At 67.0% G+C, this 23001-nt stretch carries 19 protein-coding genes; 6 read left to right on the forward strand and 13 right to left on the reverse strand.

Annotated elements, in window-relative coordinates:
• Positions 1-264: 264 nt before the first annotated feature.
• On the reverse strand, positions 265-600 hold the full coding sequence (locus tag ACEPA4_RS15900) for a Rieske (2Fe-2S) protein (RefSeq protein WP_374082887.1): 336 nt from the start codon (positions 598-600) through the stop codon (positions 265-267).
• Between the two features lie 178 nt (positions 601-778).
• Here ACEPA4_RS15900 and ACEPA4_RS15905 point away from each other — a divergent pair, with 178 nt between their 5' ends.
• The 4 genes from ACEPA4_RS15905 (at position 779) to ACEPA4_RS15920 (ending at position 3977) form a co-directional block, all read left to right on the forward strand.
• Positions 779-1060: a hypothetical protein gene (locus ACEPA4_RS15905; RefSeq protein WP_005410817.1), complete on the forward strand. Its 282-nt coding sequence runs from the start codon at positions 779-781 to the stop codon at positions 1058-1060.
• Between the two features lie 75 nt (positions 1061-1135).
• Positions 1136-1852, forward strand: coding sequence for a fumarylacetoacetate hydrolase family protein (locus ACEPA4_RS15910; RefSeq protein WP_019660190.1), 717 nt, complete (start codon positions 1136-1138; stop codon positions 1850-1852).
• Positions 1853-1906: 54 nt separating this feature from the next.
• Positions 1907-2311 (forward strand): large-conductance mechanosensitive channel protein MscL, encoded by a 405-nt coding sequence (gene mscL / locus ACEPA4_RS15915; RefSeq protein WP_005418809.1) that lies wholly within the window; start codon positions 1907-1909, stop codon positions 2309-2311.
• 244 nt (positions 2312-2555) lie between these two features.
• Entirely contained in the window at positions 2556-3977 is a 1422-nt protein-coding gene (locus tag ACEPA4_RS15920; RefSeq protein ID WP_065179503.1) for a M28 family peptidase, read from the forward strand.
• A gap of 127 nt (positions 3978-4104) precedes the next feature.
• Here ACEPA4_RS15920 and ACEPA4_RS15925 read toward each other — a convergent pair whose 3' ends face one another.
• From ACEPA4_RS15925 to ACEPA4_RS15970, 10 genes are all read right to left on the reverse strand, one after another.
• On the reverse strand, positions 4105-5556 hold the full coding sequence (locus ACEPA4_RS15925; protein ID WP_065179504.1) for a sodium:alanine symporter family protein: 1452 nt from the start codon (positions 5554-5556) through the stop codon (positions 4105-4107).
• A 10-nt stretch (positions 5557-5566) separates the two neighbouring features.
• Complete coding sequence (locus ACEPA4_RS15930; protein WP_065179505.1) at positions 5567-6553, reverse strand: hypothetical protein; 987 nt, start codon at positions 6551-6553, stop codon at positions 5567-5569.
• Positions 6554-6735: 182 nt separating this feature from the next.
• Positions 6736-7569, reverse strand: coding sequence for a TrmH family RNA methyltransferase (locus ACEPA4_RS15935; protein ID WP_005418814.1), 834 nt, complete (start codon positions 7567-7569; stop codon positions 6736-6738).
• Positions 7570-9078 carry a sodium:alanine symporter family protein gene (locus ACEPA4_RS15940; protein WP_005418815.1) on the reverse strand — a complete coding sequence of 503 codons (1509 nt, stop codon included), beginning with the start codon at positions 9076-9078 and terminating at the stop codon, positions 7570-7572.
• Positions 9079-9256: 178 nt separating this feature from the next.
• Positions 9257-9841 carry a GNAT family N-acetyltransferase gene (locus ACEPA4_RS15945; RefSeq protein ID WP_065179506.1) on the reverse strand — a complete coding sequence of 195 codons (585 nt, stop codon included), beginning with the start codon at positions 9839-9841 and terminating at the stop codon, positions 9257-9259.
• A complete protein-coding gene (locus ACEPA4_RS15950) occupies positions 9834-12959 on the reverse strand; it encodes an efflux RND transporter permease subunit (protein WP_005418827.1) in 3126 nt (1041 codons plus the stop codon). The genes ACEPA4_RS15945 and ACEPA4_RS15950 overlap by 8 nt, the downstream gene beginning before the upstream one ends.
• On the reverse strand, positions 12956-14062 hold the full coding sequence (locus ACEPA4_RS15955) for an efflux RND transporter periplasmic adaptor subunit (protein ID WP_139727569.1): 1107 nt from the start codon (positions 14060-14062) through the stop codon (positions 12956-12958). The genes ACEPA4_RS15950 and ACEPA4_RS15955 overlap by 4 nt, the downstream gene beginning before the upstream one ends.
• Positions 14063-14335: 273 nt before the next feature.
• The gene (locus tag ACEPA4_RS15960; RefSeq protein ID WP_235646277.1) at positions 14336-16399 is read right to left on the reverse strand and encodes a TonB-dependent copper receptor; all 2064 of its coding nucleotides are present in this window, start codon (positions 16397-16399) and stop codon (positions 14336-14338) included.
• Between the two features lie 72 nt (positions 16400-16471).
• Positions 16472-16891, reverse strand: coding sequence for a DUF2946 family protein (locus ACEPA4_RS15965; RefSeq protein WP_005418850.1), 420 nt, complete (start codon positions 16889-16891; stop codon positions 16472-16474).
• Positions 16892-17513: 622 nt separating this feature from the next.
• Complete coding sequence (locus tag ACEPA4_RS15970; RefSeq protein ID WP_005418854.1) at positions 17514-18497, reverse strand: LysR family transcriptional regulator; 984 nt, start codon at positions 18495-18497, stop codon at positions 17514-17516.
• 209 nt (positions 18498-18706) lie between these two features.
• Here ACEPA4_RS15970 and cysK point away from each other — a divergent pair, with 209 nt between their 5' ends.
• Positions 18707-19666: a cysteine synthase A gene (gene cysK, locus ACEPA4_RS15975; protein ID WP_061479314.1), complete on the forward strand. Its 960-nt coding sequence runs from the start codon at positions 18707-18709 to the stop codon at positions 19664-19666.
• A gap of 210 nt (positions 19667-19876) precedes the next feature.
• Positions 19877-20476: an O-acetyl-ADP-ribose deacetylase gene (locus ACEPA4_RS15980; protein ID WP_065185299.1), complete on the forward strand. Its 600-nt coding sequence runs from the start codon at positions 19877-19879 to the stop codon at positions 20474-20476.
• Between the two features lie 92 nt (positions 20477-20568).
• Here the strand turns inward: ACEPA4_RS15980 and ACEPA4_RS15985 are convergent, their stop codons facing one another.
• Positions 20569-21711, reverse strand: a complete 1143-nt coding sequence (locus ACEPA4_RS15985; RefSeq protein ID WP_374082888.1) for an ABC transporter substrate-binding protein — start codon at positions 21709-21711, stop codon at positions 20569-20571.
• Positions 21712-21840: 129 nt separating this feature from the next.
• Complete coding sequence (locus ACEPA4_RS15990; RefSeq protein WP_005418861.1) at positions 21841-22845, reverse strand: class I fructose-bisphosphate aldolase; 1005 nt, start codon at positions 22843-22845, stop codon at positions 21841-21843.
• Positions 22846-23001: the final 156 nt, after the last annotated feature.

Here is a 23001-nt window from a genome sequence, read left to right on the forward strand (position 1 = left end):
GCCGAAGCAACAGCAACAGCGTGCATTCCGTGGGATGGCGGGGTGGGTCCGGTTGCGGGGGACGCTGCAAGTACGTCCCTGTAAGCTCGGTCGCCGCATCCATGCGGCTCACGCCCCCGCAACCGGACCCACCCCGCCTTCGACAGTTTCACGCGGCTGGTGGTGGGTGCCGACCGTTGGTCGGCACGGATCTCGCTCTGTTAGCTGTCGACCTTGGTCGACACGGCTTTTATAGAGTCGAGCCGTGCTCGACTGCTTCTGGCCTCAAGCCAGATAGACCTGCCCATCGCGTACGTCCACCGGCACCGTACGCAGGCGGTCACCCTTGCACGGGCCGGCGATGCAGTCGCCGCTGTCCAGCGTGAACGAGGCGCCATGCGCGGCGCATACCAGGTGGCCCTCACGGCTCTTCAGGAACTGGCCTGGGGCCCAGTCCAGGCGGCGGCCAGCGTGCGGGCAGATGTTCAGGAACGCGCGCACCTGCGCGCCGTCGCGGTACAGCACCAGCGATTCGGCATCGCCATCGACCACCGCTTCGACCTCGGCAAACGCGCCATCGGCAATGGCATCAAGGGCGATCAGGGCAGCAGCGATAGTCATGGCGAAGGCTCGGACGGTAAACCGGAATTGTCGCATGCCTGCTCAGGTGACTGGCTGCGACATGAACACAAGTCATTGATCCGTAATAAGCACAGGCTATATTTAACGAGTTTTTCACTCAATGACAGTGGCGCGTCCCGATACTCTGTTTTCGCTGATCCCAGCCTATCGAGCCGCCATGTTCAATCGCGCATCCGCCTTCAACCAGTTCCGCACCCTGTTCGCGCCGCGTAAGCCGCGTCATCCGCTGGTGCGCGTTGCCGTTGGCCTGCTCGGCCTGGCGATCCTGGCGGCGATGGTGTTCATCGGTGTGTTCGTTGGCGCGGCGATGATCCTGGTCGGCCTGGCGTGGAAGCTGCTGGCCTCGCGCAAGCCGGGCGTTGCGCGTCCGGTTGACCCGACCGTGGTTGAAGGCGAGTACCGCGTGGTGCGCAAGCCGGTGTTGCCGGCCTCGCGCTGATCCAGGCCTTCCGCGCCCGCTGACGGCGGGCGCCATGCGTTCTAGACTGCGGGCACGCCCTTCCTGGATGCCCGCATGTCCGATGTCTCCGATGTGATCCCTGCCGTAGCCCTGCCGCGTGTACCGGTAGCCGGTGGCGGCAGCTTCCCCGTGCACCGCATCTACTGCGTCGGCCGCAATTTCGCCGACCACGCCCGCGAAATGGGCGCGGCGGTGCCGGCGGCCGATGACCGCGGCCGCCCGATGTTCTTCAGCAAGCCGGCCGACGCCATCGTGGTCGGCCACGACGATGCCATCCCCTATCCGCCAGCAACCGCCAACCTGCACCACGAAGTGGAACTGGTGGTGGCGATCGGCCGCGATGCGCCCGCAGGCGAGCTGGCCGTGGCCGACGCCGATGCGCTGGTCTATGGCTACGCCGTCGGCCTGGACCTGACCCGCCGCGACCTGCAGGCCGCGGCCAAGGACAAGGGCCACCCGTGGGACGCGGCCAAGGGCTTCGACGCCTCCGCGCCGATCAGCGAAATCGTCCACGCCGAGGAAGTCGGCGACCTCGCCGCGCTGAACCTGTCGCTGGAGGTCAACGGCGAAGTGCGCCAGCAGGCACTGCTCGACCAGATGATCTGGAACGTACCGGAGATCCTGCATGAGCTGTCCAAGCTGTGGCAGCTGCGTGCCGGCGACCTGGTGTTCATGGGCACCCCGTCCGGGGTGGCTGCGTTGAAGCCCGGCGACCGCTTCAGTGCCCGCCTTGAAAACGTGGCCGAGCGCCACGGCGTGATCGCCGGCTGACATCACCTGCGCTACCCTGCGCGCTGTCCACTTCCCCACCGGAGAAAAACAACAATGGGAATGCTCACCGAGTTCAAGGAATTCGCCATGCGCGGCAACGTCATCGACCTCGCCGTCGGCGTGGTGATCGGCGCGGCCTTCGGCAAGATCGTGACGGCGCTGGTCGAGAAGATCATCATGCCGCCGCTGGGCTACCTGATCGGGCGCGTGGATTTCTCCAGCCTGGCCTGGACGTTGTCGCCAGCCCGGCTCGGACCGGATGGCAAGGAGATCCCGGCGGTGGTGGTTGGCTACGGCGACTTCATCAACACCGTCATCCAGTTCGTGATCGTGGCTTTCGCGATCTTCATCGTGGTCAAGGCGATCAACCGGCTGTCGCGGAAGAAGGAAGCTGCCCCGGCGGCGCCGGCCGAGGAAGTGGTGCTGCTGCGCGAGATCCGCGACAGCCTGAAGAAATGAGGTATCGGGCGCCTATGGGCGCCCCTCCCACCTGTAGAGCCGAGCCCACGCTCGGCTGATCTGCAAAAGGCAGCCGAGCATTGGCTCGGCTCTACAGAAGCAGGCGAAAGCCCCGTCCTGGCGGGGCTTTCGCTTTGCCGGTCATGGCGGAAAACAGCGTTCGCGCCAGCCATGACCTCCCGCCCATGCGCCGGGCTGAACGACTGTTAAGCTCCAAGGCTTAGGTCCCTTCCCGGAGTTGTCCATGCGTCGCCGCGTCCTTGCCATCGCATCCTCCCTCGCCCTGCTGGCCGCCCCGGCCTTCGCGGCGCCGCACACCACTACCCTGCCCCCGGCGTCGCTGGCCACCGCCGCACAGCTGCGCGACCAGGCGCTGGCCGATGACACCGGCTGGAAGGTGGTCGAGTCGCTCACCACCGAGATCGGTCCGCGCATCGCCGGCAGCGAAGCCGACGCCCGCGCCGTGGCCTGGGCCGAAGCCAAGTTCAAGGCCCTCGGTTTCGACAAGGTGTGGAAGGAGCCGGTGACATTCCCGAAGTGGGAGCGGCGCAGTGAACACGCCGCCGTGACCGGCAGGAACCCGCAGCCGCTGCAGATCACTGCGCTGGGCGGCAGCCCAGGCGGCACCGTGGAAGCCGAGGTGGTGCGCTTCGCCGACCTGGCCGCGCTGCAGGCCGCACCGGCGGGTTCGCTGAAGGGCAAGATCGCCTTCGTCGATTACCAGATGCTGCCGTTCCGCGATGGCCGCGATTACGGCCGCGGCGGTGCGATCCGCAGCAAGGGGCCGTCCGAAGCGATCCGCAAGGGCGCGGTCGGTTTCCTCATGCGCTCGGCCGGTACCGACTCGCACCGCGTGCCGCACACCGGCATCACCCGTTTCGATGAGGGCCTGACCCCAGTGCCGTCGGCCGCGCTGTCGGTGCCCGATGCCGACCAGCTGGCCCGCCTGCTGGCGCGTGGCAGCACCACGGTGAAGATGGCATTGGATTGCGGTTGGGATGGCACCGCCACCTCCTACAACGTGATCGGCGAGATCACCGGCCGCAGCCTGCCGAAGGAAGTGGTGGTGATCGGCGGTCACCTGGATTCGTGGGACCTGGGCACTGGCGCGGTGGATGACGGCGCGGGCGTGGGCATCACCATGGCCGCCGGCCACCTGATCGGCCAGCTCAAGCAGGCACCGAAGCGCACCATCCGCGTGATCGCCTTCGCCAATGAGGAACAGGGGCTGTATGGCGGCAAGGCCTATGCCGAAGCGCACGCGAAGGACGTGGCCCTGCACCAGCTGGCCGCCGAGAGCGATTTCGGCGCAGGCCGCATCTACGCCTTCAATACCGGTTCGCCGAATCCGGACGGCTCGCGTGAAGCGACGAAGCAGATTGCCGAAGTGATGAAGCCGCTGGGCATCGAGTACCAGGCCGACAAGGGTGGCCCGGGCCCGGACGTCGGCCCACTGGCCGCCAAGGGCGGTGCGTGGGCGTGGCTGGCGCAGGATGGCTCGGACTACTTCCACCTGCACCACACCGCCGACGACACGCTGGACAAGATCGACCCGAAGGCACTGGCGCAGAACGTAGCCGCGTACACCGTGTTCGCCTACCTGGCGGCGGAAGCGGATGGCAGCTTCGGCAGCGAGGCCAAGGCGACCACGCCGCCGAACGAATGATGCTGTAGCGTCGGGCCATGCCCGGCGAGCGCAGCGGGAAAAGTGGTGCGAACCGCGGTTCGCACCCACCGGGCAATGGCGTGGATCAGAGCCCTCGCCCTTGGCGAGGGCTCTGACCCCGATCCTGTCAGCCTTCCCACACGCTGGTGTTGCGCACGCCCAGCAGTTTCGGGTTGAACAGCGGATCCTTGCCGGCCTGGCGATGCTGCTCGTAGTCACGCAGCGCCGCCAAGGCCGGTTTCTGCAGCAGCAGGATGGCGATGATGTTCAACCAGCTCATCAGGCCGACGCCGATGTCACCCAGCGACCAGGCCACCGTTGCACTGTTCACCGCCGAGTACCCGGTCGCTGCCAGGAACAGCAGCTGGAAGCTGCCCATCACCCACGGCGTCGGCCGATCGCGGCACAGATAACTGACGTTGGTCTCGGCCATGTAGTACAGCGCGAGGATGGTGGTGAACGCGAACGGCAGGATCGCCAGCGCTACGAACGAACGGCCGAAGCCCGGGAGCGCGGATTCCACCGCATGCTGCACGAAGCGTGGCCCGGCCTCGACACCCGGCAGATTGCCCAGTAACAGGCGCGCCTCATCCGGAATGCCGTTCACCGCGGGGTCGTAGACGTTGTACAGGCCGGTGGACAGGATCAGGAAGGCGGTCGCACTGCACACCACCATCGTGTCGATGTAGACCGAGAACGACTGCACCAGGCCCTGCTTGACCGGATGCGAGACTTCCGCGGCGGCGGCCGGATGCGCACCACTGCCCATGCCGGCCTCGTTGGACAGCACGCCGCGACGCACGCCCCACTGGATAGCGGTACCGATCATCGCGCCGAACGCTGCGTCCACGCCGAATGCACTGCGCAGCACCAGCATGATCACCTCCGGCACCTTTTCCGCGTTGAGCACCATCACCAGCGCCGCAACCAGCAGGTAGGCCACGGCCATCAGCGGCACCACCCATTCGGCCACGCGCGCAATGCGCCGCACACCGCCGATGAGGATGGCACCCAGCACCACCAGCAGAACCGCGGTGGTGGTCATCACCGGGACGTCCCAGGCTTCGTTCACCGCGCTGGTGATCGCATTGGACTGGGTGCCAGCCAGCATCGCGCCCGCCAGCACCGTCACCAGTGCGAACAGCACTGCATACCAGCGTTGGCCGAGGCCTTTTTCGATGTAATACGCCGGGCCGCCCCGGTACTGCCCCTTGCCGTCGCGATCCTTGTAGATCTGCGCGAGCGTGGATTCGATGAAGGCACTGGATGCGCCAAGGAAGGCGACGATCCACATCCAGAAGATCGCGCCGGGGCCGCCGAAGGCGATGGCCATGGCGACGCCGGCGATGTTGCCGACGCCCACGCGGCTTGACAGCGAAATGGACAACGCCTGGAACGGCGACACGCCGGCATCGGAGCGCTCATGGCGGAACATCAGGCGCAGCATGTCCGGCAACGCACGCAACTGGATGAAGCGCGTGCGCACGCTGAAGTACAGGCCGGTGAGCAGGCACAGCACCACCAGGTAGGGACTCCAGACGACGCCAAGGATCGTGTTGACGATGGATTCGATGTTCATCGGCGGCCCCTCAGAAGAACATGCCCAAGGCAATCTGGGGGCTGACGATATGGCTGGTGTTGCGGCCCGCCACGCTGAACTCCACGCCGGCGATCAGGCCCAGCGTCGGGCTGAAGTGGTACTCCACGGCCGGCGCCAGGGTGACGCTGCGGCTGGCCGGGCGATGCTCTTCGATCCGTTCGATCGCACCGCTGCTGTTGCGTGCGAAGCCGCTGAGGCGCTGGCCTGTCTCGCGGCTGGCGGCCACCTCCATCACGCCCACCCAACGCGAATTGAAGCTGTACTCGGCGCCGACCGACAGGCCCAGCACCGACCCGCGGGAGATATGTCCCTGGAAGCTGTCATCGGTGCCGTAGACGCTGGTGCCGGATATGGCGGTGCGCGACGGTGCCGGCCCGGCACTGAGCTGGGCACGCCAGCGCACGGGGCGGTCATTGCCCAACCACACGACCTGCTGCACGCCCAGCGCTGCAGTGGTGCGCTGAACGCCGTCGCCCTGCGCATCGAGCGGATTGCCGGCGATGCGATCGTGGCTGCCGGTGCTGAAACGCTGCACCAGCGCGACCGAGATGGCCGGACGGGTGCCATCGGCATTCGGCGCCTGCAGCAGGTACTGCAGCCGCGCGGTGGTGTCACCGGCACGGAAGCCGCTGCTGCGCGCACCGCCGGACTCCGAGCGCGATGCACTGAGATTGACCTGGCCCATCACCCGGTCGCTGAAGCCATAGATGATCGGCACCACCGTGGCCCATGCACCGCTACGTTGCCCACTGCGGCGGCGATGGCCGCCATCGTCGTAATGATCGCGACTGTCGATCCGCACCAGATAGGGTTCGATGTACCAGTTGCCCTGCGGCAGGCCGGCCGGATTGGGGGTGATCAGCGGGCCGGTGAAGTTGACACCGTCAAGACTGCGTTCGTCAGCCGCTGCGTGGGCACTGGCAAGGACGTTGGCCAGCACCAGCAATGCGACGAGGGTACGGCGAGGATGATGCATGACAGCCACTCCTGGACAGCATGGGATGGAATTCCACCCTGCGTCGCCAGAAGCGGCTGACCAATAAGGAAACTTTCAAAACATCATGCGTGCTTGACGCAATTGCCGGCCCCGGAAGGGGTCAGAGCCCTCGCCTGCGGCAAGGGATCCGACCCCGAACATGGCGAGCCGCTGGGGTCGGATCAGCCGCGACGGCTGGCCCATTGCGCCAGCAGTACCGCCGTGGCCGAGGCTACGTTCAGGCTCTCCACCGCGCCGCTGCCGGGAATCGAGACCTGCAGGTCGCACGCCCCCGCCAGGCTGCGGTCCATGCCCTCGCCTTCGGCACCCATCACATACACCAGGCGGGCCGGCAGCGAGCTGCGGAACACGTCATCACCGCCCTCGACCAGGGTCGCGGCCAGGCCGAAACCGGCTGCGCGCAATTGCGCCATTGCCTGATCGGTCTCCGGCAGCTGCACCAGCGGCACCGCTTCGGCACCGCCTTCGGCAACGCGCGCGGCGGCGCCGGACAGGGCCAGCGTGCTGCCGGCCGGCAACAGCAGCGCCTTGGCACCGAAGTGCGCGGCCGAGCGCAGGATCGCGCCGAGGTTGTGCGGGTTGCCCACGCCATCGAGCCACAGTGCCAGCGCCGGGGCCTCGCCGACCTGCTCCAGCCACTGCGCCAGCGGCAGTGCAGGTGCACGCAGCACATCAGCCACCACCCCTTCGTGATGGGTGGTGCCGGCGAGCTTGTTCAGATCGCCATCCTCGACCACGCGGTAGCCCACGCGGTTGGCAACGCACCACTTCAACAGCGGCTGCAGGCGCGGGATGCGTGCTTCCAGCAGGTACAGCTTGCGCAGCGCCTGCGGCCGCGCTTCGAACGCAGCCAGCACGGCATTCAGGCCGTACAGACGCAGCTCATCGCTGCCACCGCGCCCACCACCGCCCGTGGCCGGCACCTCCGGGCGCGGCAACGGCGTTGCGCGCGGCGGACGGGCGGACGGGCGGCGGTTGTTCCAAGGGTTGTTCACTTACACACTCTCCTGCTTGCGCTGGCGCCAGAAATCGGCGTTCTTGATGCCCAGGGCATCAGGGTCGAACACCGGATCCAGGCCCAGCTTCTTCTGTCGTTCGTAGTCACGCAGGGCCAGCATCGCCGGCTTCTGGATGATGAGGATGGCGATGATGTTCAGCCAGGCCATCAGGCCGACGCCGATGTCGCCCAGCGCCCAGGCCAGGGTGGCATTGTGGAACGCGCCGAACACCACCATGCCGATGATGCCCAGGCGCAGCAGCAGCACGGTCAGCGGCCGCTTCCTGTTGTGGTTCACATAGCTGAGGTTGGTCTCGGCCATGTAGTAGTACGCCATGATGGTGGTGAAGGCGAAGAAGAAGATGGCCACCGATACGAACGCCGAACCCCAGCCCGGCAGCACCGCTTCCACGCCGGCCTGGGCGTAACCGGCGCCTTCCGGAATGCCGGCCAGGCCCTGGAAGATCGGCGCGGCGCCCTCCACCGGCGAGTACACGTTGTAGGTACCGCTGGCCAGGATCAGGAACGCGGTGGCGGTGCACACCATCATGGTGTCGAAGTAGATCGCGAAGGCCTGCACATAGCCCTGCTTGGCCGGATGCGAGACTTCCGAGGCGGCCGCCGCGTGCGGGCCCGAGCCCTGGCCGGCTTCGTTGGCGTAGATGCCGCGCTTGATGCCCCACTCCACGGCCAGGCCCATCATCGCGCCGAACGCGGCATGCGTGCCGAAGGCGCTCTTGAAGATGATGCCGAACATTTCCGGCACGCGGTCGTAGTTGATGATCATGATGATGATGGCCATCAGGATGAAACCGGCAGCCATGAACGGCACCACCACCTCGGCGAAGTTGGCGATGCGCTTGACGCCACCGAAGATCACCACGCCCAGCAGCAGCGCCACCACGATGCCGATCCCCAGCTTCAGCGCCTGCACCGATTCCATGCCGAAGGCCTGGCCATCGAGCGGACCGCACAGCGCGGTGCCACGGCAGGCGTTGATGATGCTGTCGGCGATGGCGTTGGCCTGCACGCCCGGCATCAGGAAGCCTGCGGCGATGATCGTGGCGATGGCGAAGGCCAGCGCATACCACTTCAGGCCCATGGCCTTTTCGATGTAGTACGCCGGGCCACCGCGGTAGCGGCCTTCGGCGTCCTTGGTCTTGTAGATCTGCGCCAGGGTGCATTCCACGTACGAGGTGGACGCGCCGAGGAAGCCCATCACCCACATCCAGAAGATCGCACCGGGACCGCCGAATGCGATGGCGGTGGCCACACCGGCGATGTTGCCGATGCCCATGCGGCCGGCCATCGACATGGCCAGCGCCTGGAACGAGGACACACCGGCGTCGGATTTCTCACCCTTGACGGTGAGGCGGCACATCTCGAGGAACCCCCGGATCTGCATGAAGCGCGTGCGCAGGCTGAAGAACAGGCCGGCGCCCAGGCACACGAAGATCAGTGCCTTGCTCCAGATGATGCTGTTGATGAAGTGTACGGTTGCTTCCACGCGCGCTCTCTCCAGTCGGCGGGTTGTAAGGACGTCCCGTCGGCTGGAGGGGACCGGTCGATTCTCCCTGATCGAAGGCCGCTGCGGTAGCGCCATTGGTCGCGCCGGGCCATGACCGGAGAGCGGAGAAGGGGTCAGATCCCTTTTCCACTGGAAAAGGGATCTGACCCCGGGCCGTTCAGGGCAGCTGCGTGCGCACCCGGGCGAAACGGCGCAGGTCGTGCAACACGCCGCGCTTGTAGACCGCACAGCGCTCCACGCCCTCTTCCTGGAAGCCGTTCTTCTCCAGCACCCGGGCCGAGCCGAGGTTGAAGTCGACCACGGTGGCCTGCAGCCTGAACAGGCGCAGCTCATCCATCACCCACGGGGCGAACAGGCCGACCACGCGGGTCATCAGGCCGTGCCCCCAATAGGCCCGGCCCAGCCAGTAACCCAGTTCGGCGGTATGCCCACGCTCGGCCAGCCCCTGTTGGGCACCGACGCTGCCACAGGCCTGGCCGTCGATCTCGATGGCCAGGTTCAGGGTGCTGGGGGCTAGTACGCGGCCCGCGAGGAAGGCCTCGCCATCCTCGCGCGTGTACGGATACGGGAAGCGGTCGCGCAGGCCGCGCGACACCTCGGCGTCGTTGGCGTGGCGCAGCAGGGATTCCAGGTCGCCGGGCTGCCACGGGCGCAGAGTGAAGCCTTCGCCCTGCAGTGGTGGGGTCAGAGCCCTTTCCCCTTGGGAAAGGGATCCGACCCCGTCGACAGGCCGGTCAGGCATGACCACCCACCGACGGCGATTCCGCTTCCTGCTTCTCCAGCTCGCGCTTCACCGCTTCCGGCGAACGGGTGTACGGCGCCAGCCGCGCGTAGAACGCCGGCACCACGAACAGCGACAGGAAGGTCGAGAGGGTCACACCGAAGATGATCACGATGCCGATCGTGCCACGGCTGGCCGAACCAGGACCACCGGCGACCACCAGCGGGATCGCGCCGACCACGGTGGCGATCGAGGTCATCAGGATCGGGCGCAGGCGCACCATCGCCGACTCGATGATCGCCTCGCGCACGCTGCGCCCATCGTCGCGCAGCTGGTTGGCGAATTCGACGATGAGGATGCCGTTCTTCGCGGCAAGGCCGACCAGCATCACGATGCCGATCTGGCTGAACAGGTTCACGGTACCGCCACTCACCCACAACCCGACCAGCGCGCCGAGTACGCCCAGCGGCACGGTCAGCATGATGGTGAGCGGATGGATGAAGCTCTCGAACTGCGCCGCCAGCACCAGGTACACCACCAGCAGCGCCATCGCGAAGGTCAGCAGCACCGCGCCGCCGGCGCTCTGGTACTCGCGCGATTCGCCCTTCCAGTTCACCTGCGCGTACTGCGGCAGCTCTTCCTGGGCTACGTTCTGTGCCCAGGCAATGGCTTCGCCCAGCGGATAACCGGGCGCCAGGCCGGCACTGATGGTGATCGAGCGCAGTCGGTTGAAGCGGTTCAGGGTGCCGGCCTCGGCCACTTCACTCAGCGTGACCAGGTTGGACAGCGGCACCAGCTCGCCGGAGTTGGCGCGCACGCGGATCGCGGCCAGGTCGGCCGGGCTGGCACGACCATCGCGACCGGCCTGCACCAGCACGTCGTACTCCTCGCCGTTGTCGACGAAGGTGGTGACGCGACGCGAGCCCATCATGGTTTCCAGCGCCGAACCGATCGCGGTGACCGGCACGCCGAGATCGGCCGCACGCTGGCGGTCAATGTTCACCCGCATCTGCGGCCGGGTTTCCTTGTAATCGGAATCGGGGCCGACCAGGCCGGGATTGTCGGCCATGCGCAGCAGGATGCGGTCGCGCCACTGCGCGATCTCGGCATATTCCGGGCCGCCCAGCACGATCTGGAACGGTTGGCCGCCGCTGCGCACCAGGCCACCACCCACCTGCGTGCGTACGCGCACGCCGCGGATGGTATCCAGTTCCTTCTGCAGTTCGTTGGCGACTTCGGGCGTACCCTCGCTGCGCTGGCGCCACGGCTGCAGGAAGATGCTGACGCGGCCGGTATGCATTTCCTCGCTGGCGCCCCAGCCGCCCGGCACGCGGGGGTTGGCACGCACGATCGGCTTGTCCGGGCCGACATGCGGTGCCAGCAGCGCTTCCACCTGCTGCACCTGCTGCACGGTGTAGTCGTAGCCGGCGCCTTCCGGGCCGTCGATCATGATCTGGAACGAACCACGGTCTTCGGCTGGCGCCAGTTCCGACGGCAGCAGCTTGAGCAGGCCCCAGCTGGCGGCCAGCGCAGCCACCATCACCAGCAGGTAGATCCAGGTGCGGTCGACATGGTGATCGAGAACCCGCCCATAGGCACCCGCAAGGCGTTCCAGGTTGCGGTTGATGAAGCCGTGCAGGCCTCGCGGGGCCTGCCCGGTATGCGGCTTGAGCAGCTTGGAAGCCATCATCGGCGTCAGTGTGAGCGCAACGAACGCGGACAACGCCACGGCAGCGGCCAGCGCCACGGCCAGTTCGCGGAACAGTCGCCCGGTGTTGCCCTCCAGGAAGCCGACCGGCAGGAACACCGCCACCAGCACGGCAGTGGTGGCGATCACCGCGAAGGCGACCTGCGCGGTGCCGCGCTTGGAGGCCACCAGCGGTGGTTCGCCCAGGTCGATGCGGCGCTGCACGTTTTCCACCACCACGATCGCATCGTCCACCACCAGGCCGATGCACAGCACCAGCGCCAGCAGGGTCAGCAGGTTGATCGAGAAGTCGAACGCATACAGCGCGATGAACGCCGCCACCAGGCAGACCGGCACCGTCACCGCCGGAATCAACGCGGCGCGGAAGCTGCCGAGGAACAGCCAGATCACCGCCAGCACCAGGATCATCGCTTCCACCAGGGTGGCGTAGACGCGGTCCACTGCAGCTTCGATGAAGGTGGTGTTGTCGAAGGCGACGAAGATCTGCGTGCCCTTGGGCAGGGTCAGCGCCACCCGCTCGGCCTCAGCGCGCGCAGTGCGTGCCACGTCCAGCGAGTTGGCGGTGGAGGTCTTGACGATGCCCAGGCCGATGCCGGGCTCGCCGTTGCTGCGGTAGTACGCGCGGCGTTCGGCCGAGGCCAGCTCGATCTTCGCCACGTCGCCCATGCGCACCACGTAGCCGTCGCGGCCCTTGCCCAGCGGGATGGTCGCGAAATCCTCGGGCTTGATGTAGTTGCGTTCCACGCGCAGGGTGAAATCGCGGTCGGTCGACTCGATGCGGCCGGCCGGCAGCTCCACGTTCTCGTTGCGCAGTGCGGTTTCCACGTCGCCGGTGGTCAGCCCGCGCGCGGCCAGCTGGTCACGGTCCAGCCAGATCCGCATCGCATAGCGCTGGCGGCCGCCGATGCGGACCTGGGCCACGCCATCGAGGCTGGAGAAACGATCGACCACGTAGCGGTCGGCGTAGTCGCTCAACTCCAGCGTGTCCATGGTCGAGGACACCATGTTGAACCAGATGATCGGGTCGGCATCGCTCTCGACCTTGGCAATCTCTGGTGGCCGCGCCTCTTCCGGCATGCGGTCGGCGACGCGGCTGACCGCATCGCGCACGTCGTTGGCCGCCGCTTCGATATCACGGTTGGAGGTGAACTCGATGCTGACCTGCGAGCGGCCGTTGGTGCTACGCGCGTTGATCGTATCGATGCCTTCGATGCCAGCCAGCGCATCTTCCAGCACCTGGGTGATGCGGCTTTCGATGACCGCCGCCGACGCGCCGGTGTAGTCCACCGACACCGAAACGATCGGAGGGTCGATGGCGGGCAGTTCGCGCAGGGTCAGGCGGGTGAAGGACATCACGCCCAGCACCAGCAGCAACAGGCTCATCACCACGGCGAACACCGGCCGCTGGATGGAGATGTCGGACAGCTTCATCCGCCGTGGCCCTCGGTCGCGATCGGCGCCGGCGCGTCAGCCGGTTTGGCGCCAGAGGCCGGTGCGGCGTCCTTCGCAGCGACCTTCAGGCCCGGGCGCAGCTTGCCGGTGCCATCGACCACGATGCGCTGGCCTGCTTCCAGGCCCTGCCGGATCTCGACCACGCCGGCACGGCGCGCGCCGGTTACCACGTCCACCCGCTCGACGCTGTCGTCGGCCTTGATGCGGTACACGAAGGTATCGCGGCCGACCTGTACCACGGCGATTTCCGGGACCACCAGCGCCGGGCGCTCGGGGCGGAACAGGCGCACGTCCAGCAGCATGCCCGGGCGCAATGCGTGGTCGCCATTGGCGAAATCGGCGCGCACGGTCACCGCACGGGTGGCCGGATCGATGCGCGCATCGATGGTGCTGACCACGCCCTCGAAGGTGCGACCCGGCCAGGCCACGCTGGTGGCACTGACCTTGTCACCAACGCCCAGCGCAGCCAGCTCCACTTCCGGCACCTGGAAATCGACATGCATGTGCTCGATGTCGTCGAGCGTGGCGATGACCGTGGTCGGGGTCAGCAGCGATCCCGGACTGACCTGGCGGATGCCAAGCACACCGGCAAAGGGCGCACGCACACGGCGGTCGCCAATGTCTGCCTGCATCTGCATCACGCGCGCCTCGGCGGCGTCGCGGATCGACTTCTGCGTATCCAGCGTGGCGCTGGACACCAGCCGCTGGGCGGCCAGTTCGCGCTGGCGCTTGTACAGCTGATCGGCTTCATGGAAAGTGGCCTGCGCCTGCACCAGTGCGGCTTCCTGGGCCTGCCCGCGCAGCGTCACGATCGGCGCACCGGCAGCAATGTGCTGGCCGCTCTCGAAGTGCACTTTCTCGACGATCTCGCTCACTTTGGCAGTGACGCTGATCGACTCGCGCGCCTTGGCCGTGCCCAGTGCCTGCAGGGTGTCGTTCCACTGCGTGGGCTGCACGACCTGCGCGGTGACCGGCACCGCTTCGCCCTGCCGACGTGCGGCGGCCTCCTGTTTGCCTGCGCACCCGGCCAGCACGGCCAGGCTGAGGCCGAGGGCCAGGGTCGAAGCGATACGAGCCAACATGAACGGTCCTGATTGATCCACGGCCGCCGAGTGTAGGCAAGTGCCCATAAAAGCGGTATGTGCCAAGCGTTTACCGGCGTGGAACTTAGGCTGCGATAGCGCCTTGAACCCGTTCCGTGCAAGGCTGCCATGGGCAGTGTCGGCGTGTGTCGGGGTGTATCCAGTGGTGCACCATCGCGGCCGTCATCGTAGAGTCGAACCTGCCCGACCGAGGGCGTCGGGCGGGGACGGATCCTGGCGGGGATCCGGCCCCGTTTTTTTATGCCCGGCGGATCAATACCGGTAGTTCAACTTCATCCACACGCTGCGCCCCGGCTCGTTGATCCGCACCGGGTCGGCCGGGAAGCCGAAGTCGGCGCTGCCGGCCAGGTTCAGGTGCTCGCTGTAGGCGCGGTCGAACAGGTTGTCGACGCCGGCGCTGAGCTGCAGCTGCGAACTGAAACGGTACGCGGCATTGAGCGCGAAGGTGGCAAACCCGGCGCTCGGCCCGAGGTCCTGCGCGACCACGTTGCCCTGTCCATCTGCGACACGATGCTGATGGGTCACCGCGCGCAGCAATGCGCCGGCACTCCAGCGCTGGCCCTCCCAGTTCGCGCTCAGGCGTGCTTCCAACGGCGGCATCTGCGGCAGCGGACGCTGCTGGTCGCGGTTCTCTCCCCAGGCATAGGCCAGCGTGCCGCCCAGCTTCCACTGCTCGGTCAGGCTCACTTCCAACCCGGCCTCGGCACCGGCAATGCGCGCCTCGACGTTGCTGGCCTGGCTCATGCCCATCATGCCGCTGCCGTGGTAGGTGAACAGGATGTAGTCCTGGATCTGCCCGGCATAGGCCGAGACCCAGGCCTGCACGCGCGGTCCCTTGTACTGCAGGCCCACGTCGAGCTGGGTGGTGCGCTCGGGCTGGATGCCGGCAAACGCGTTCATTGCACCGGCCGGTCCGTGGTCGGGCGAGAACAGCTCCCAGTAGTCGGGCATGCGTTCGCTGTGGCCGAGGCCGGCGTACCAGGTCAGGCCGTCGGCCAGGTCCTGCTCGTAGCGCAGGAAGCCACTGCCGAGCCACGCCTTGCGCTTTTGCTCGGCCGTTGGGTTGGGCCGGCTGCCCATCATTCCACGGATCGACTGCCGCTCATCACGCACGCTGGCACGATCGATGCGCAGGCCGCTGATCCAGCGCTGATCGGTGCCGGCGCCGAGGGTCAACTCGGTGAAAACGCCATAGCGGCGGAAGCTGGCATCGGTCTGCCACGCCGCCTGGCGATAGGTGCCCCGGCCCATGCCCATTCGCCCACGATGGCGGCTGTCCTCGCCATCCACACCCGCCACCAGTTGCACGTCCTGCCGGCGCCACTCGGAACTGACCCGGCCGCCCTGGGTGCGTCGGTCCACGTTCGATGCCATCGGCATCGGCATCATGCTGTGCGGATTCGGCGTTCGCAGCGTGTAGTTGTCCATCACGTGGTCGGCCTCGTTGTAGTACACGTTGGCCTGCACTGTGTCCCAGGCACCCGGCAGATTGCGCTTCTCGAAGCGCGCGGCGTAGCTGGTGCGTTCGAACGCGGCACCGTCCATGCCGCGCCCCGCGTAGCGTGCGATCGCATCGCCGGCACCGGCAGAAATTTCCAGCAGCGTGTCGGCATCCGGCGTCCAGCCGATCGCCACGTCACCGTTCCACTTGCGCCACTGCGATGGCACCACATCGCCGTTGCCGTCCTTGTAGTCATCGGCTTCGGAACGGTTGCCGCTGGCGCGCACATAGCCGGTCGGGTTGCCCAGGGTCAGGTCCAGCACCTGGTCGTTGCGGTTGCGCGAACCGACCAGCGTACTGGCATCGGCACGCAGGCCCGGTTCCTCGAAGCGCGGTGTATCGCGTTCGAAGCGCACGGTGCCGGCCGAGGCACCTGCCCCCCAGCGCACGCTCTGCGGGCCCTTGATGATGGTCAGGCGGTCGAAGCTCTCCGGTGCGATGTAGGACAGCGGGTTGTCCATGCGCGAGGGGCAGGCGCCGATCAGGTTGCCGTCATTGCTGAGGATGTTCAGGCGCGAACCCAACATGCCGCGCAGCACCGGGTCACCGTTGGTGCCGCCGTTGCGGATGGCGGAGAAGCCAGGAACGGTCTTCAGGTAATCGGCGCCGTCACTGGCAGGGACCGGCTGCCGCGGCAGGCGTGGATCGGTCACCCAGTGCAGTGGCGACGAAGGCGCGGCGGCGGTGACCACCAGCGTATCGAGAGTGCGCGCCTCTTCGGCGGGCGCGGCATGGGCGAGCGTTGCAGCTGCGGCCAGGCCAAGGGCAACCGGCAGGCGCACGCAGGCGCCCGCGGGGCGGGAAGTCATTTTCATCGGAACAGCTCCAAGGTACGCACGCGCGCACGGCGCCCGGTCAGGCGTCGTGCGGCAGATTCGACAGGAAAATCAGCGGACGATGGAGGCGCGCGGTGGCCCACGCGCGGCGTGTGCCGGCCAGCGCAGTGCCGGCAGTACCTGCTGTGACCACGGGAATACCAGCCGCGGCCGCCACAGCAGTGGCAACAGCAGCACCAGTACAGCCAGCCACGGCAGCAGGCGCATGGCCAGCACGCAGTATTCGCAGGCTTCGCCATGCATGGCGTGGGGATCGGCCGGTGGGGTCGGACTCCGTTGCCCGTGCAGAGGGCTCTGACCCACTGCGGCAGCGTCGTGGTGCATGTGCGCGTGGTCCATGCCTGCCATCGCCGCGTGGTCCATCGGCGGCGCCTGCAGCGCGCGGCTGACCAGTGGCGCAAGCACCATCAGCAGCGTCGCCAGGACGGCGAGCTGCAGCAGGAGGCGCTGCGGGCGGGACAGGCGGGTCACCCCGCTAGTGTAGAGGCGGGTCCAGGGTTGCCCGTGCGACGAACCGTCGCAGGCGTTTGCGACACCCCGTCGCGGGGGTGTTCGGCAGGGCTGCGCCCTGCACCTGCAGAGACCACGTCCACGGCAAGAGCCCAAGCAACAGCAAAAGCAAAAGCGGTTTCCTGTGGGTAGGCGGGGTGGGTCCGGTTGCGGGGGACGCCGTAAATACGTCCATGCAGGCTCGGCTCACGCCCCCGCAACCGGACCCACCCCGCCTTCGACAGTCTTCTGCGGTCTGTTGAAACGGCTCTTGGGGTCAGATCCGTTTTCCGCAGGAAAACGGACCTGACCCCAGATGCATTTCCATATCTGACAGATTTCATCCACGCATGGCGTGGATCTACCGTGTCGACCAAGGTCGACACCTACCAACAGCCATCGGAATCTGTCAGAGGCGGGGCGGTGTGGGCAGGCAGGACCGTTGGCGCCATGGATGGCGCCATCGAGCCCCCAGGGATGGGTTTACGGCGTGTCCTGCCTGCCCACACCGCCCCGCCGCCCCACGGAAGCCAGCAGTTGCAGTTGCTTCGGCTTTTGCCTTTGATTCGGCAGGTGCAGGGCTGCACGCCCTGCTCGACCCACCTCACACCGTGATGGTCTGGGTCAGCGACTCCCAGGTCGGTGGCACCGGCCACGCTGCGGCCTGGTTTCCATCCAGCACCCGCCGCAGGTCGCGCGGATCAATCTGTGGGGCCAGCACGTGCACCAGCTCCAGCGCGTAATCACGCAGCACGCGGTCGCGCGGCAACACCGCCCAGGCGATGCACTCGCTGATCGGATCCGGCGCCGGCCACGACCTCAGGTCTTCGTCATTGGAACTGACCGCCATCTCGGCCAGCAGGCCTACGCCCAGGCCCGTGCGCACGTAGGTCTTGATCAGGTCGGCATCGAGCGCGGTCAGCGCCAGGTCGGGCACCAGCCCATTGGCGGCGAAGGCGCGTTGCAGGGAAGAGTTCGGTCGGGTCGAGGATTCGTAGCTGATCAACGGCTGGCGGGCCAGCGCGGCCAGGTCCGGTGCGCGGCCGGCGCGGTCCAACGGGTGGCCCTTGGGTACCACCACCAGGCGTCGCCAGCGGAACAGCGGCACTGCGATGCCATCGGTTGGCTCACCGCCTGCGGTGCTGATGATGGCGATATCGGCGTCACCCTGGTTCAAGCGGTCCAGCGCGTCGGTTTCACCGGCCTGCTGCAGGTGCACGCTGACCTGCGGATAGGCCTGCTTGATCGCCGCCACCGCCGGCGGCAACACGAAGCGCGCCTGGGTGTGCGTGGTGGTCAGGATCAGCTGGCCCTGGCTTTCGCGCCGCTGGTTTGCCGCGTACGTACGGATGTTGTTGGCTTCGGCCAGCACTGCGCGGGCACGCGCGATGACTTCGGTTCCGGCCGGGGTAACCGACTCCAGGCTGCGCCCCTTGCGCACGAACAGCAGGAAGCCGAGCTCGTCCTCCAGCTGCTTGAGCTGCTTGGACAGGCCGGGCTGGGTGGCGTGCACGCGCGAGGCGGCCAGCGTGATGTTCAGCTCGGCGTCGGCGATGGCTACCAGGTAGCGCAGCTGGGTCAGCGTCATGGGCAGGCAGGCGGCATGGGGCGGAAGTCCACTCTAGGGTCAATTGCCGTCACCAGCTTATAACCAAAGGTTGTTTAAGAAAGGTATCTGGTCATTTCCGGGCGTCATATGCCGGCGCTACGGTCAGCCGGCAGCCGCTGGCCTGAACGGCCAGCCCTCCCCCCTTCGCCCGCCGTGACCCGTCGCGGCCCCGTTTCCGGAGCGCTCCCATGGCCCTGTACGACTCCATCCTCGATACCGTCGGCAACACCCCCATCGTCAGGCTGCAGCGCCTGGCGCCGCCACAGGTCAGCGTCTACGCCAAGGTCGAGTCGTTCAACCCGGGCGGCTCGGTGAAGGACCGCCTGGCGCTGGCGATCATCCTCGATGCCGAAGCACGCGGCCTGCTCAAGCCGGGCGACACGATCGTGGAGGCCACCTCGGGCAACACCGGCGTGGCACTGGCGATGGTCGCCGCCGCGCGCGGCTACAAGTTCGTGGCCACCATGGTCGAAACCTTCTCGGTCGAGCGCCGCAAGCTGATGCGTGCCTACGGCGCCAAGGTGATCCTGACCCCGGCCGCCGAGCGCGGCAGCGGCATGGTGCGCAGGGCGGCCGAGCTGGCCGAGCAGCACGGCTGGTTCCTGGCCAGCCAGTTCGCCAACCCGGCCAACCCGGCGTATCACCGCAACACCACCGCTGCCGAGATCCTGCGCGACTTCGCCGGCAAGCGGCTGGACTACTTCGTCAGCGGCTGGGGCACCGGCGGCACGCTCACTGGCGTAGGCGAAGTGCTGAAGGTGGCACGCCCGCAGACCCGCATCATCGCCACCGAACCGGCCGGCGCCGCCCTGCTCAAGGGGGATGACTGGAAGCCGCACAAGATCCAGGGCTGGACCCCGGACTTCGTGCCGGACGTGCTCAACCGCGACGTGGTGGATGAACTGGTCTCGGTCGAAGATGATCGCGCGATCGCCACCGCGCGTCGCCTGGCCGCCGAGGAAGGCATCTTCGTCGGCATCTCCGCCGGCGCCACCGTGGCCAGCGCGCTGGACATCGCTGCCCGCGCTGAACCGGGCTCGGTGATCCTTGCGATGCTGCCGGATACTGGTGAACGTTACTTCTCCACACCGCTGTTCGCCGATGTGAACGAAGGATCCGACGACGACTGGCTGGCCGGCCTGCCGTAACAGCCGGGGTCAGAGCCTTTTCCGTTCGGAAAAGGATCCGGCTCCTTCCCGCTTCAGCCTGCGTGAAGGCGTCGCCCGCCATCGTGCGCGAAGGCCGTTGGATCGCAGCGCGTGAGACGGTCATGACGCAGCATCGATGCCCTGTCCCCTACCGTGGGAACAGCCGGCGCAGATGCTGCGCGGATCACCTCACAGGCAGGAGACGGACGCATGAAGATCGAGGTTTGGCAGGGCGACATCACGACCCTGGCGGTGGATGCGATCGTCAACGCGGCCAATGAAACGCTGCTCGGTGGCGGCGGTGTCGACGGCGCGATCCATCGTGCGGCCGGGCCCGCCTTGCGGGCCGAATGCGAGCAGTTGCCGGAGCTGCGCCCGGGCGTGCGTTGCCCGACGGGTGAAGTGCGCGCCACCGGTGCCCATGCGTTGCCGGCGCGCCATGTACTGCACACGGTAGGCCCGGTCTGGCACGACGGCCAGCGCGATGAACCGGCGTTGCTGGCCAACTGCTACTGGAAGTCACTGCAGCTGGCCGAATCACTGGGCGTGCACTCCATCGCCTTCCCGGCGATCAGCTGCGGCGTGTATGGCTACCCGTTGTACCAGGCCGCGCAGATCGCGGTCACCGAAACACTGGCCTGGCAGCGCAGCCATGCGCAACCGATGCGCATCGTGCTGGTGGCGTTCAATACCGCAACGGCCAAGGCCTACCAGCAGGCGTTGAGCGCCGCCGGGCAAAGTGCTGACAGCGAACCGCGTGGGTCGCTGCTGCCGCCGCTGGGCGATGCGGGCCTTGCCGCCGCGCACTGAACCGTGGTGCTTCAGGTAAAAGAAAAGGCCGGGCATTGCCCGGCCTTTTCCGTTGCAGCGTAGTGCTCTTCCACGCACGGCGTGGATCACACTCAGCGACTGGAGGCTTCCACCGCGGCGGCATCATCGGCCACGGCGGCTGCGTCGGCTGCGGCACGTGCCGCCGAGGCTGCGGCCCCGTCGGCGCTCGCGCCATCCACCTGCACGCGCACTTCCACTATGCCTGCGCCATTGTTCAGGCTGGACACATCGACGGTGTAGTGACCGGCCGGCAGGGTTTCTTCCAGGCGTGAATTGGTACCGTTGCCGCCGTCGTCGTCGGTCAGCTCGACATCGCCGCCAACCACGCGCAGCAGGGTATCGACCTGGCTGGAGATCGCATCCAGGCGCACATCGGCCGGGCGGTCCAGGGACAGCAGGAAGCGGCGGCGGCCATCGTTGTCGAGCATCGTGTACACGCTCCCCGACTTCGGCAGCGCCGTACCATCGCGCTCGACCAGATTGCCGGGCAGCTCGATGCGGGTGGCCGACAGGGTGAACATGCCGCTGACGCCGTCGCCCAGGCCACGCGCGGTCAGGGTGTACTTGCCCGGCTTCAGCGACAGGGTCAGGCGCGAGTTGGTGCTGTCACCGCCGTCGTCATTCTCGGCATCCACGCCCTGGCCCGACAGCTTCAGCACTGGATCGAAGACCTCCGACACCAGGCGGATCTCGTACAGGCCGGCCTTGTCCACCTGCAGGGTGTAGTCCTGGGAACCACCGGCCAGCATGTCGACGATCTCGCCGCTGCCCGCCAGCGGCTTGCCGTCGTACGGCACCAGCTTCTCGGCACGCAGGCGGTACGGACCATAGTCGGTCGAGCCGTTGGCGTTGACCACCACCTGGTAGATGCCGCCACCGTTGGCACGGAAGGCCAGCGAGACGTCGCCTTCGCGCTCGTAGCCGGTGTTGCTGCTGGCCACCAGGCTGCCGTTGTTGAACACGGCAATCGAGCCACTCAACGAACCGGTCAGCTTCAGTCCGACCAGTTGCTTGTCTTCCAGCTTGATCTGGTAGAGCTGGTGGTGGCTGCCGTCGTTGTAGTTGATGCCGCTGCGCGAGGTGATCTCGCCGGATACCGGCTTGTCGAAATCGAGCGACGCGGCCTTGCCCGCATCCGCGCCGCCGCCGATGCGGTTGCAACCGCCGGCGACCAGGACCGTGGCTACGGCCAGTGTGATTGCTGCCAAACGCATGTTGTTTCTCCTTGGCCTTCCATGTGGTTCCCACGCACCGGCCAGGCGCATGGGGGCGGAAAAGATACCCGCAAAAGCAAACGCCGGCGTGATGCCGGCGCTGCCTTGTTCATCCAGCGATGGGACGGATCAACCGTTCCACTTGCCCAGCGCCGCCAGGCCGTTGTCCCTGGCGCGCTCGTACACGGTCTTCTGGGCAGCAGCGTAGTTGCCCTTCATGTCCTTGGCCCACAGCTTCAACGCGGCCTGCTGCATGGCGCGGCCGTAGGAGAAGCTCAGCGGCCACGGCAGGTTGCCCAGCTGGTTCATCGCGTTCAGGTGCTCGGTGGACTGCTCGTCGCTCTGGCCACCGGACAGGAACACGACGCCCGGCAGGATCGCCGGCACGGTGCTCTTCAGGCACATCACGGTCGACTCGGCCACTTCCTCGACGTCGGCCTGCTCATCGCAGCCCTTGCCGGAGATGACCATCGACGCCTTCAGGATGGTGCCTTCCAGCAGCACGTTCTGCTGATACAGGGCGTCGAACAGCGAACGCAGGGTGGCTTCGGTGACTTCGTAGCAGGTCTCGATGTCATGATCGCCGTCCATGATCACTTCCGGCTCGACCATCGGCACCAGGCCGCATTCCTGGCACAGCGCTGCATAGCGGGCCAGCGCATGGGCGTTGGATTCGATGCAGGTACCCGACGGGATGCTCTCGCCGATGTTGATGACTGCACGCCACTTGGCGAAGCGCGCGCCCAGCTTGTAGTACTCCTGCAGGCGCTCACGCAGGCCATCGAGGCCTTCGGTCACCAGCTCGCCCGGGCAGCCGGCCAGCGGGTGCGCACCCTTGTCCACCTTGATGCCCGGAATCATGCCGTGGTCGGCCATGTACTTGGCGAACGGCACGCCGTCCTTGGTCGACTGGCGGATGGTTTCGTCAAACAGGATGGCGCCGGAAATGTGCTCGTTGAGCTTCGGCGTGGTCAGCAGCAGCTCGCGGTAGGCGCGACGGTTCTCCTCGGTGTTCTCGATACCGACGCCGGCGAAACGCTTGGCGATGGTAGCGGTGGATTCGTCGATCGCGATGATGCCCTTGCCCGGGGCGACCATGGCCTGGGCGGTTTCAGCCAGCTGTTCGATGCTCATGTATTTCCTGTGGCGGGTGCGGGAAAAAAACAAGTATAGCCCCGCGGCCCGTTGCCTCGCCGTGGAGGACAGGATGGAAACGCTTCCAATGTCCGCACCGGACACGCCGTGTCCTGCCGTCGGGGGTCAGGGCCCCTGCGGGATCTGACCCCGGGG

The organism is Stenotrophomonas sp. P2112 (assembly GCF_041897515.1).
Taxonomy (GTDB): Bacteria; Pseudomonadota; Gammaproteobacteria; order Xanthomonadales; family Xanthomonadaceae; genus Stenotrophomonas; species Stenotrophomonas sepilia.